Here is a 12031-nt window from a genome sequence, read left to right as displayed (position 1 = left end):
TCAATTTTTAATTAATGCTGTATAATACAAGAAAGCAGCTGTTCATACAGATTGCTGCAACAAGATTCATGTACATGGTATGTTTAAAATTGGCAGCTTTTGTATCCTGAAGAACTTTTACGAACCAATATATATAATAAGCGACAATGGGAATAAAGAAAATCTGCACGAGATAGAAATTGTTTAATTTTCCTGTCAGATTGAAATAGATAAAATAGCACACATTTGTGATTGTAAACATTATTCCGGTAAAAATAAATGTTCCGGCATATCCAAGCTTATAGCTTATCGTTATAACACCATCTCTCAGGTCTTGTTGATGCTGATAGATCTGCGTTAACGGATACGCCCCTGCAATCTGGAAGGAACCAGCCAGCAACAAAAACAACGCAGGTTTATTCAGCTCCAAGGCATGGCCGGTTATACCTGCATAGCAGGTATAATATGTAAATGCGCCTTGAAAAAAAACTACTACCAGAAAACCAATGTAAGGATACTTTTTTAACCGGATCTCTTTTGAACTGTAAGCTCTTGAAGCCAGCATATACATAAGTATACACAAAGCAAACAACGGACTGACAAGGAAGTATGCCAGCAGTAGTGCAAGTACATCCAGTACAAGGGTGAGATAATATAATTTTTTAGTTGGCATAGGAGGTTTTTCCAGACCGCCAATGCTGTCTTCATCTTTGTCTATATAACTGTTATACCCATTGCTTGATGGATAAACCAGAAAGTGGATAATAAAGAATGATATAAGTACATACACGCTTAAAATATAGACACCAGACTGGCTTAATGCCAATAAAAATAAGGGCATTAAAAAAAGAGAAAAAGGTACCCGTAATAATTTTAAGGTATTTTTATCAATTAACTGTGTCATTCATATACATTTCAAAAAAGAGTATTTTTGAATACATAAGATACGTTATTTAATGTGATTGCAGGCACATTCTCATCAGGAATTTTTGAAATGTATATGAAAAATAGAAAATTATTCCAAAAAATTAAGCCTCCAGTATCTCGCATTTATATCCCCAGCTGATCATATGTTGGGTAACACGTTCAATATGAATTTCGGTACGGCTTTCAATACGCAAAATTTTATCGCAATCGCTAAGGTCAAAATTTATTTTTGATTGAGGCATTTCGATAGAAAGGTCGCTAACAATTTTGTCAGCAACCTCTTTATTTAATACATTCGTTTTAAAAACCTCTACAATCATTTTATTGTTTTTCAATAACAGTTTTTAAATTCCTGGCATTTTCATGCATATCCTTTGTCAGCATTATTTTCAAAAAGGGAATCATTGCGCTCATTGGAAATTCTGTTCGCGTATTGAATGTGGTACGCACTTTTGTCTGTGATGCTGAAACCGATTCCGTTACTGCTTTATAATAGCTCACTCCTTTAAATGGTTTTTCAAAACGCAGTTCTACATCACAGCTTTCTCCGTTTTTAATGGCTGTAATTTCCTGTTCTCCTTTTCCGGCATTATTTGTTTCCCAGGCAGAAATAAATCCTACGGTTGCGTCAACACCCGCATAGCTAAGCTTTACGTCAGGATCAGCCATTATCCATTTGTTATAATACCGTTGATTTTTCAGCTGAATAATGTAATTAAAAACTTCATCCTTTGGCTTATTAATTACAACTTCAGATACAATTACATAATCCTTTTTGATAACCAGTGCGATTAATACAATAACTGCCAGTAATCCGCCGATACTGTATGCTATGTATGCTAACATATACGTTGCTTTTAATGAAGTACTGTACTATTATTTTTCCAGAATGGCTTTCAGGTTGGCCATATTCTGCGTTTGTGCGTCTTTGATAAACATTTTTCCAACAAAACACATTAAGTTTGTAGGGTATGGATTATGTCCGTAAAACTCACTCGTTACCTGTGTTTCATTCGCAGAGACTGCTTTCACAATTGTTGCTGCTTTGGATTGTCCTTCAAACGGGCGTTTGAAACGCAGGTCCACATCTACACGTTCCCCATCAACTTTCGTGATCTCCTGTTCGCCTTCCCCAACATTATCATCTTTGCTATTCCAGTTTGCAATAAAGCCAACCGTGCCATCTGTACCTGTATACGTCATTACTACATTTGTATCCTGCATTACCCAGATGCTGTAGTTTTCCTGATTTTTAATCTGTTTAACATAGTCATATACTTCCTGCTGCGGTTTATGAATAGTCGTTGATACAGATACGGTATAGGTTGTCGGAATAAATACTGCTATAAGCAATAGTAATGCAATGAATACGGCAAGACCGATTAAAATTTTCTTAAGAATTTTCATGTCGAAAAAAGGTTAGGTTAGAATTAATTATTTTCAGTATATGATTTAAAACTATTTAAAATTGCCTGCCAGCCACTTTGCTGCAGCTCTCTTGGATTGGTTTCTTCCGGATCAAAACTTTCAACAATGTTTGTTGTATCTCCTGTATGCGTAAAAACAATTCGTACTTTTCTTCCATCGCCTATCGTATATTCGATCAGATCATTTGTTTTTACCTGATCATACACCCCGCCAAAATCAAAACTCATGCTGCCGTCTTTTGCTGCCATTGTTGTTGTAAATGTACCGCCCGCTTTTAAGTCATTTTGGGCAGCAGGCACATGCCATTCCGGCGATGCCTGGCACCACTTCATGATGTGTGCAGGTTCGTTCCAGTATTTCCATACTTTTTCGATTGCCGCGTATACTGTTACTTCAACAGTTATTTTATTTCCCATGTATCGTTATCATTTATGTTTTAAAATTTATTTATATGCAATAAGAAGTAATTGTTTTTATTGTATCGTTTTCAAACCGGTAAATGTCACAATAACTTACGAACGCTTCTTTTCCTTCCGCATCAAAATAACGACATTTCCCTTCAATTACAATCTGATTTTCATTCTGAATCACATTATCATTTGTTAATACAGCACCTTTCATTTCTGGTAACATTTTATTGCAGAAATCAATTACATCAGCCTTTCCTTTCACTACCTGATTTCCAATAATATTCCATTCTATTATATCATTAAAACAAGCGTAAACTGCCGGAAAATCTCCGCTGGAAAAATGTTGGGCTATTGAATAATGTGTTGTTTCCATGTATTCGTATGCGTTTTGGATAATACAAATGTAAGTGTAATATCCTACTAAAGATCGTGCAAAAACGACAAACTGACGGGTTGATTACGACAAATCTTTTGGCTTACTTTACAGCATGAAACACGTGTCTATTTTAGTTCTTGAAACTGCTGTGCCTGCTGCTATTGTAGATCCGCGGTATATGTTCAGTGCCATAAACGACTTTTTAAAGATTGCTGAGTTGCAACCGGCCTTTTCAGTAAACCTTGTGGGGCTGAATAAAGAAGTAACCCTTCAGGATGGGCTCATTTCTATTCATACAGATGCGACAATAAAAGATATAAAAAAAACAGATCTCATCATTATCCCAGCCTTAAGCGGTAATATGCAGGAGGCAATAAAAAAGAACAGCGCTTACCTGCCATGGATCACAGAGCACTATAAAAAAGGTACAGAAGTTGCGAGCTTATGTGTCGGTGCATTCCTGCTTGCTTCAACGGGTATATTAAAAGGTAAGAGCTGTTCCACGCACTGGTTGTTTGCGAATGAATTCCGGACCATGTTTCCTGACGTTACGCTTACGGATGATAAGATTATCACCGATCAGAATGGCATCTATTCCAGCGGCGGTGCTACCTCATACTGGAACCTGCTGTTATATCTGGTAGAAAAATATACCAACCGCGAAATGGCCATTATGGCATCGAAATTTTTTTTGCTTGAAATGGATCGCAATACGCAGTCGCAGTTTGTCATGTTTAAAGGACAAAAAGATCACGACGACCTGCCGATCATTAAAGCGCAGGAATTTATTGAAAAACATTTTGCAGAAAAAATAACCGTTGACGAACTGGCAGAAAAATTTGGTATAGGGCGCAGAACGTTTGAGCGGCGATTCAAAAAAGCAACCACAAATACAGTTATTGAATACATTCAGCGTGTAAAAATTGAAGCAGCTAAAAAGCAATTGGAATCCGGCCGGAAAACGGTGAACGAAGTGATGTACGACGTTGGCTATACCGATGTGAAAGCGTTTAGAGATGTGTTTAAAAAGGTAGCAGGTATGTCGCCGGTGGATTACAGGAATAAGTATAACAAATAGCTTGGTTGAAATTCTAAATAACAAAACACAAATTCCAAATGGATTTGATTTAATGTATATTTAATTCGTTTGTTTTTTTGTTATTTGTTTTTGGAATTTGCTCTTCAACCGATTCCCAATCCATTCCCACTTTATCCGACACTGGCAACATTGCTTATTTTATCCGTTTTTCTTTCTTACTCTGATCAACATATTTTGTCATAGCAACAATAGTTAAAAACGCGTTAGCACCTAAATAAAAATATAATGCACTGAGCGCATATGCATACCCATCATATGGGACATATGGTTCATAATGCGCTTCAAGAATTATTGGATCTGTATATGGAATGGAATTGTTACTTAACTTTTCTTTTATCAGATCCGCATAAATTTTATTAGACGTTTCTGTGAAATATGTAACATCTTTTTGAGAATGAATTTTTGTTAAATTTTCATACGCTGCATCTTTAATTAATGGATCTTGATAGTTATGTCTAAAATTAAATCTTTTACAAACATTAAAACCAATCCATACTTTTTGTTTCTTCAAATCATATTCTGTTGAAAAATTTACCAACACCGGACAAACTGCATAGGTATTTACTTCTGTTACATACTGATGATGCTTAGAGGTTCCTATATTTACATCCTCTATACGCTCCGTGTAAAAATATTCATCGTATAAAATATTATAATATCCGATGGTATAAACTTCCGTTGAGTCATGAATATTTCTTAATTCATTTATGCTGGTAATTGAATAGCTTCTGATTTTTGCATGATCGATATGTGTATGTATCGCAAAGGAACATATTGCACCTATGAATAAGGGTAAAATAAAAAACGAACTTCGCTGTCCCCATTTTTTCTGATAAAAATCGAATAAAAAAATACCTGTTTTAGCGTAAGCAAAATAAGCGATTACAAGTGTTCCGGTTATAATAAAAATCGTCTGAAATACTATATTCTGATTTAACAACTCCCAATTTGTAATTACATATGCTTGTCTGAAAAAATTACCTATAAAAAATGGATAAAGCGTAATGAACAACGAAACAAGTGCCTGAGGAATCAAATAATATTTGATTTTTAATCGTATGTCTTCCTTTTTCCAAAGTGTTGGCATTGAAACGCAATTTGCTTGATGTATTGTTAACTATACGCATTACTTTTTTAAAGGTTGATAAACACGTTTATCCGATTCTCAATCCATTCTCAACTCCTTTATCCAGGGATAATAGCGTGATTTCTTTATTACCACCAATGGCGCCCAGGATCAGGCATTCGCTTTGTATGTTTGCAATTTGTTTTGGTGGAAAATTTACAACGGCTACAACCTGTTTACCAATCAGCTCTTCGGTTGAATAAAGTACAGTGATTTGTGCCGATGTTTTTTTAATTCCCAACGGACCAAAATCTATGTATAGTTTGTAGGCCGGCTTTTTTGCTTCTGAAAATATTTCTGCCTGTGTAATTGTACCGACACGGATATCTACTTTTTCAAAGTCCTGCCAGGAAAGATTGTTTATTGACTCGCTCATGTTGCGATATGTTATTTTATTTCAAAGGATTGTTTCATGCCGCCTGCAGCATCTTGTGCGACCCACAGATTAAAGGCTCCGGGTTCAATAACATAAATGCCTTCATTGTTATAAAAACCCAACTCCGATACTGCTACTGCAAACCGAACTGTTTTTGTTTCTCCAGCCTTTAATTCAACCTGAGCAAATGCTTTCAACTCTCTAACCGGCCTCACCAGACTTGCTGTTACATCCTGCACATATAGCTGTATTGTTTCTATACCACTGCGGCTACCTGCATTTGAAACCGACAGTGTTACAATCAAACTATCTTTAACTGTAAGTGTATTTTTTTCGATGGAACTGTTTGTACAAACAAATTTTGTGTACGACAAGCCATATCCGAATGGGTATTGCGGTGTATATCCAGCATCCAGGTAATGTGAGTTGTTGCCCAGTGAACTTTGCCACGCTTCAATCGGAATATCTTTTATACCAACAAACGAAACGGAATCGGCCGGCCGGCCGGTATTTGTGTGATTATAATAAATGGGAATCTGCCCTACTGTTTTGGGCCAGGTAACAGGAAGCCTTCCGGAGAAATTTTCTTTTCCGCTCAATACATCTGCAAGCGCGGGTCCCGCCATGGTACCGGGATGCCAGGCCATTACTACGGCAGAAACATTGGGCAGTATATGTTCAATTGTAATCGGCCGGCCGGCCATAATAACCAACACAATCGGCTTGCCTGCTTTATGTAGTTTACGGATTAATCTTTCCTGTGCACCGGGTAAGCGGATATCAGCCCGCGAATGTGCCTCGCCCGAAAGAATTGCTTCTTCACCTGCAAAAAACAAGACTACATCCGACTTCTTTGCCGCCTTATAAGCAGCGTTAAAATCATCATGAGATTCGTCGCGGCTATGGGTTAAACCTTGTACATATTTTATATTTTCCGCACCATACATTTTTTTCAATGCCGCTAACGGTGTTTGTGAATTGGTCTTGTCTCCATCAAAAATCCAGGTGCCTAACTGTTCTTTAGGTGCTTCGGCCAGCGGACCAATAACGGCTATTTTTTTAGTTGCTGCAAGCGGCAAGGTATTGTTGTGATTCTTTAACAGTACAAAACTTTTAACGGCCGATTTTTTTGCAAGCGTCAGTGCTGCTGAATCCAGCAATGTAAATTTTTCTTTTTCTTTAAAATATGGATTTTCAAAAATACCTGCGTATAATTTTATCCGCAGAATATTTTTTACCAGTTCATCCAGTTGCTGTTCCGTAATTTTTTTTTCAGCAATAAGTGTTTTTAAATGATGCGCATATGCCTGACTCGTCATTTCCATATCAAGCCCGGCTGAGAAGGCTTTCAGGGCTGCATCTTTTTCATCGGTACAATATCCGTGCGTAATCATCTCCGTTACCGAATTCCAGTCGCTTACTACAAACCCTGGAAACTTCCATTGGTTCCGCAATACGTCTTTTAATAAATATGCATTACCTGAAGCAGGAACACCGTTAAGATCATTGAAGGAAGTCATGAAGGTAGCAGCTCCTGCCTGTACGGAAGCATGGAATGGCTTCAGATACATGTTCCACAAGGTACTCCGGGACATGCTTACGGTATTGTAATCTCTCCCGCCTTCGGCAGCACCGTAAGCGGCAAAATGTTTGGAACACGCAAGAATACGGCCCGGTTGAGCAGGATTGTTGCCCTGAAAACCGTTGATGTACGCGCGTGCAAGAACAGACGCCAGGTACGGATCTTCTCCCGGCGACTCTGCAATCCTTCCCCAGCGCGCATCACGGCAGATATCGACCATGGGTGCGAATGTCCAGTTGATGCATCTTGAATACGACTCCTGTGCAGCAATCATGGCTGTCTTTTCTACAAGCACTGAATCCCAGCTTGCCGCCAGGCCAAGGGGAATAGGAAAAATTGTTTTATACCCATGGATCACATCGCGGCCAAATAACAACGGGATGTGGTTCGGACTTTCTTCCACTGCAATCCGCTGAATCTGCAACACAAGCGCTGTATCCGTAAGATTCAGAATAGCGCCAACCAGTCCTTTGCGCACCTGCTCTTTTAACTCTTCCGACAAACCCTTGCTTCTGCTTGAGGTTCCTTTCAGGCATGTCTGTCCGATCTTCTCGTCCAGGCTCATTTTTTTAACCAAGGCATGAATTTTATTTTCGATGCTGTCTGTTTGCGCAACGCAGGTAACAGAAAGAAAAAATATTCCGGTGAAAAAATACAGATGCTTCATATATGGATTGTTTTAGGGTGTCTATATACCGTGCGCTTTAATTTTGTATACTTTCAACCAGTGCTTTAATCTGAACCAGAATCGGGTTCCAACCTTCGCCCTTGTTGTTTACATCCTGGTAGCGCTTCTCACCATCAGCGGCACTTTCAAAGCCATCCTGTGTAACCGTTAAAATGGTATCCGGTCCTTGTTCCTCTAACTTATAGGTAACGTTCAGGTAATTTTCGGGAATGTCGGGGTAAGAGGCGAACGGATCAATCACGGTATAAGTAAGAAGCTTGTTCGGCTTGATCGCAAGGATTTTTCCTTTAACAAAAACCATGTCCTCGCCTTCATGCTGTCCACGCCATAATAATTCGCTGCCCACTTTCCAGTCAGAAACGGTTTCACACCCGAACATGTATACTTTTGTTTTTGCCGGATTCACCAATGCATCCCAAACAGTGGCAGTAGTTGCATGGATAGCGATTTTATTGGTTACGTTTTTTTGTGGTTGCATAAGATATTATTGTTAAAACATAAACAGATTATTGCCTCTCAAAAACATATGTTGTCATTAATACATCTGTTGGCGAGCCTATTATTTGCGAACCGGATGAAACAACAACCAACTTATATCCTTTCCCTTTATATTTATCCTGCATATTGTTAATTAATATCTGGTTTGACTCGGCTGCAACCAATGCATTTGTACGCGACAAATCTATTTCCTCTATTTTCTTTCCTTTCTCCGTTACAATTATTTTATTCAACCGCATGTCGATCGATTCAAATGTTTTGATAATTAAAAATCCTTCACTTCCTGTCTGTGCAGATGACTTAATGGACACAAAAGCTGAGGAAATAAATAAAACTGTCAGTACGATTATATTTTTCATATATGTTGTAATTTATTCAATGTAATGTGAATATATAGAATTTCAATCTTACCTATCTTACATTTTCAGCAAATGTGTTTTGCCCAATGCCGTAATTTGATTCTTGGGAACACCTGCTTCCTGTGCATATCCTTCCCAATTACTTACTACCGCTGTTATTTTTTCAATGATCTCTTTCGGCTTTTTAATGTTCATCTGTTTCGCAACCGATAACAGATCTTCACGCATAATATTTTCCCGCTTACCATTTACCGCTAACTGATGTTTGGCGATCCACTTATTTTCCGGGTTGTATGCATAGCTTACGTCATAGGCCGGCGATAAACTCCAGTTTCCCGTTTTGTCCATTAAAAAGGAGATGTTCTTTGTATGATCGTCCTGGTTGCGCGCCACTACATTAAATACCATACGTATGTACAATTGTTCCGCATCGGTATAGGGCAAGCGTAACTGGCGCATGGCCTGAAATGCCTGTTCATATGCATAGGCTTCCGGATTGTTATAATCAAAATGACACAAGCCGCATAAGGTCTGCATGTGCAGCTTTTCATTGTTGACAATGCGGTCAAACCGCTTGGTCATAAAATGTGCGCGGCCACCCTCTTCCAGCAACAGGCTTGGCATCATTATAATATCGGCATCAATAGCCATCTTGTAATACGCGTATTCAATCCTTCCATACCCTTTCGGATCACCGAGCTGTTCATTTGTTACACCATCAAACTTGATCAGCCAATGCTCAAAGCCTGCAGGCGAATGCAATTGTCCGGAGCGCACTTCACCGGTCTGCTCGTTATAGGCAATCACAGCCTTGGCACGTGCCCCACCGGCCGAGGTTCCTACTTTTATAATGTCTGCAAATGTCTCTGCATCTTCCTTTGAAAAGTGACTGTCTAAGGAAGCTTTCATCGACAGCGCTTTTTTTGATAACTCTACCAGCGCGCCGATTTCTAATCCTTTTGAAGGTTCTTTTTCGTTGCGTACGGTCGGTTCAAATTCCAGCGCGCCCATGCCACGCGTCCCCAGGTAACACAGCCGTTCGACAGGACTCATACTTGCTTTATCACGCCCCTGCGATGCCAGCCACAAATCAATCAGCTGATTCCCGAAACGATCAGGCAATGCATCTGACAATAGGCCAGGCAACCCATGAAATGTCTCTTTCGGTAATTGCGCGAACTGAAAAATTTCTCCTTTGCTGACATTTGCTAACGGCATTGTTAGAGGTGCAACATCCAGACCTGACTTTAAAAAGCCTGCTTCAAATTCAAACGTTGCATAACCCTTGTCGTAGTTCCATAACACCGCACCAACATGTTTGCCCCATAACACAACGCTTGCTACTACCATTCGCTTTCTGGTTTATCAGGTTTGCGTTTGTTTGATGCACGCTTGCGCAGCTTCGCCTGCTGTTCGGCAACCAGCAACGGACTGAGTTCTTCTTTTATTACAAAAGCATCTAACAGTTCCAGCTTATCCAATGCACGCAGCAATTGAATCAAACTTAACAGACTCCCCACACGTCCGTTTTCGATTTCACTGATGGTACTGCGGAATAAACCCGAACGGTTTGCTAGTTCCTGCTGGGTAAGATTATTTTTTAGACGCATGCGTTTAAGCTCTTTTCCCAATTGTTCAATAATGGCTGTATCACTCAGCACATACCAATTATTTATGTTGCTTATATACGACATAATATAAATAAAAGACATTTATTGTTGTCTTTATACAACAAATATATGCATTTATTCGAAAAAGTTAAATTTTGTTGTTTATAGGCAACAAAATTCAAAAATAATTACCTTTTTGTTGCGCTGGAGCGATAAAAATAAAGGATGCATTTAAAAAAAGCATCCTTTAAAATTTAATTATTTACAATTACTATTGAGGAAAAACAACTGAAAGAGCAGTCCCGCAGCTTACAGTTCCAGTATACGTTTGATCTGTTGGATAAACAGCATAGCCACTTACCTGTAATACTCGTATGGAATATGAACCTGCTGGAACATAATCTATTTGCTCTGTCGTTTGACCGTTCATGGTAAACACTTCAACATTATTTACAAACACGCGGTAAGGGTTTGTTGATGTATTATTGAACGATAATGTACCTGTGCTTGAAAGAACTGTATTACTTGTATTGGTAACATTAACTGTCAAAGCAGTAGTTGTAGTGACAGCACCATTAGCGTTGTTTTTACAATCTTTTTCTGCGAACCAGTAATATTTAATTGCGGACAAATCTGAGAATGTTACAATACCGGATGCGTCTGAAACCTGTGTTGAACCTACCTGATTTGATTCATTCTCCCAATCTGTTTCTGTAGCATATAACTTAACAATTGATCCGGATACTGCATTACCTAATTCATCTCTGACAGTGATTTGTAAACGTGTGGGGGCAGGTTTAACTTCCTCTTCTTTTGTACAAGAACTGAATGTTACAATAGCTGCAACAATTAAAAGTAAAATGTTGATTTTTTTCATACTATGTTTTTTTAATTCCTACTCGTATGGCTTTTCAGTATCGCCCCGTTTTTGATATGGTTTCTGGACTCCAAGGTAAGTCGATTTTGAAATTTTAAAAGTTGATTTTTAAGCATTTTTATTTTTTACTACCGAGCATTGAGCGTGATGAATTTGGTTGTAAGCTATATTAGATTATTGTATTTCTAATGTCCATATCGTATTGGCAAATTACATATACAACTAACACCTATAAAAATTATACAATTATACATATTTATGAACATTATTTATACACTATAGTATAATATATGCTTCCAAAATTTTGAGAAAGGTTTCTCAATTTTGTATAAATATGGTACACAAAGGCGAAATCATAAAGGAAGCTGTAAATCAAAGCGGTATATCTGTTACACAGGTTGCTAAAAGCTTACAGGTAACCCGCAAAACCGTGTACAATATTTTTGACCGCGTGGATGTAGATAATGACACCATTTTAAAAATCGGCGCAATTATCCATCACGATTTTTCTGAAAATTTTCCCAAGCTTGTTAAAAATAGCACTGAAGATCCGCAGGAAAAATACAACATCAGAGATATGGATCAACTGAAAGCGGATGTGGATTATTGGAAAGGGAAATACATTACGTTGCTTGAAGAATATAATAAGCTGCTGAAAAAATGAACTGCTGAACCTTACAGGTCTGATGAATAAAA

The 12031-nt window shown here is 38.3% G+C and carries 16 protein-coding genes; 2 read left to right on the top strand and 14 right to left on the bottom strand.

Annotated elements, in window-relative coordinates; translation table 11 throughout:
* Positions 1–7: 7 nt before the first annotated feature.
* From CHU_RS18425 to CHU_RS18400, 6 genes are all read right to left on the bottom strand, one after another.
* A complete protein-coding gene (locus tag CHU_RS18425; protein ID WP_011587130.1) occupies positions 8–883 on the bottom strand; it encodes a UbiA family prenyltransferase in 876 nt (291 codons plus the stop codon).
* Positions 884–1007: 124 nt separating this feature from the next.
* Positions 1008–1226 carry a hypothetical protein gene (locus CHU_RS18420; RefSeq protein ID WP_011587129.1) on the bottom strand — a complete coding sequence of 73 codons (219 nt, stop codon included), beginning with the start codon at positions 1224–1226 and terminating at the stop codon, positions 1008–1010.
* A 1-nt stretch (position 1227) separates the two neighbouring features.
* Positions 1228–1752 (bottom strand): SRPBCC family protein, encoded by a 525-nt coding sequence (locus CHU_RS18415; RefSeq protein ID WP_011587128.1) that lies wholly within the window; start codon positions 1750–1752, stop codon positions 1228–1230.
* A gap of 30 nt (positions 1753–1782) precedes the next feature.
* Complete coding sequence (locus CHU_RS18410) at positions 1783–2313, bottom strand: SRPBCC family protein (protein WP_011587127.1); 531 nt, start codon at positions 2311–2313, stop codon at positions 1783–1785.
* Positions 2314–2336: 23 nt separating this feature from the next.
* Positions 2337–2750 (bottom strand): SRPBCC family protein, encoded by a 414-nt coding sequence (locus tag CHU_RS18405; protein ID WP_011587126.1) that lies wholly within the window; start codon positions 2748–2750, stop codon positions 2337–2339.
* A gap of 31 nt (positions 2751–2781) precedes the next feature.
* Positions 2782–3117: a nuclear transport factor 2 family protein gene (locus tag CHU_RS18400; protein WP_011587125.1), complete on the bottom strand. Its 336-nt coding sequence runs from the start codon at positions 3115–3117 to the stop codon at positions 2782–2784.
* 115 nt (positions 3118–3232) lie between these two features.
* On the opposite strand from CHU_RS18400, the gene CHU_RS18395 reads away from it, so the two are divergent.
* Positions 3233–4198, top strand: coding sequence for a GlxA family transcriptional regulator (locus CHU_RS18395; RefSeq protein ID WP_011587124.1), 966 nt, complete (start codon positions 3233–3235; stop codon positions 4196–4198).
* A 154-nt stretch (positions 4199–4352) separates the two neighbouring features.
* On the opposite strand, the gene CHU_RS18390 is transcribed toward CHU_RS18395, so the two are convergent.
* From CHU_RS18390 to CHU_RS19055, 8 genes are all read right to left on the bottom strand, one after another.
* Complete coding sequence (locus tag CHU_RS18390; RefSeq protein ID WP_011587123.1) at positions 4353–5306, bottom strand: hypothetical protein; 954 nt, start codon at positions 5304–5306, stop codon at positions 4353–4355.
* Positions 5307–5373: 67 nt separating this feature from the next.
* Complete coding sequence (locus CHU_RS18385; protein ID WP_011587122.1) at positions 5374–5721, bottom strand: tRNA-binding protein; 348 nt, start codon at positions 5719–5721, stop codon at positions 5374–5376.
* A gap of 11 nt (positions 5722–5732) precedes the next feature.
* Entirely contained in the window at positions 5733–7970 is a 2238-nt protein-coding gene (gene bglX / locus CHU_RS18380) for a beta-glucosidase BglX (RefSeq protein WP_011587121.1), read from the bottom strand.
* A 37-nt stretch (positions 7971–8007) separates the two neighbouring features.
* Complete coding sequence (locus CHU_RS18375; protein ID WP_011587120.1) at positions 8008–8469, bottom strand: SRPBCC domain-containing protein; 462 nt, start codon at positions 8467–8469, stop codon at positions 8008–8010.
* A gap of 28 nt (positions 8470–8497) precedes the next feature.
* The gene (locus tag CHU_RS18370) at positions 8498–8848 is read right to left on the bottom strand and encodes a hypothetical protein (RefSeq protein WP_011587119.1); all 351 of its coding nucleotides are present in this window, start codon (positions 8846–8848) and stop codon (positions 8498–8500) included.
* A 57-nt stretch (positions 8849–8905) separates the two neighbouring features.
* On the bottom strand, positions 8906–10198 hold the full coding sequence (locus CHU_RS18365; RefSeq protein ID WP_011587118.1) for a type II toxin-antitoxin system HipA family toxin: 1293 nt from the start codon (positions 10196–10198) through the stop codon (positions 8906–8908).
* Positions 10192–10560: a helix-turn-helix domain-containing protein gene (locus tag CHU_RS18360; protein WP_011587117.1), complete on the bottom strand. Its 369-nt coding sequence runs from the start codon at positions 10558–10560 to the stop codon at positions 10192–10194. Before CHU_RS18360 ends, CHU_RS18365 begins: the two co-directional genes overlap by 7 nt.
* 169 nt (positions 10561–10729) lie before the next feature.
* Positions 10730–11335, bottom strand: a complete 606-nt coding sequence (locus tag CHU_RS19055) for a hypothetical protein (RefSeq protein WP_011587116.1) — start codon at positions 11333–11335, stop codon at positions 10730–10732.
* Positions 11336–11669: 334 nt separating this feature from the next.
* Here CHU_RS19055 and CHU_RS18350 point away from each other — a divergent pair, with 334 nt between their 5' ends.
* The gene (locus tag CHU_RS18350) at positions 11670–11999 is read left to right on the top strand and encodes a helix-turn-helix transcriptional regulator (RefSeq protein WP_041932497.1); all 330 of its coding nucleotides are present in this window, start codon (positions 11670–11672) and stop codon (positions 11997–11999) included.
* The last annotated feature ends 32 nt before the right edge of the window (positions 12000–12031 follow it).

Origin of the sequence: Cytophaga hutchinsonii ATCC 33406 (genome assembly GCF_000014145.1) — a bacterium.
In the GTDB taxonomy this organism is placed as follows: Bacteria; Bacteroidota; Bacteroidia; order Cytophagales; family Cytophagaceae; genus Cytophaga; species Cytophaga hutchinsonii.
Note: the sequence above shows the minus strand (reverse complement) of the source record. Positions and strands in the feature narration are given on the sequence as shown.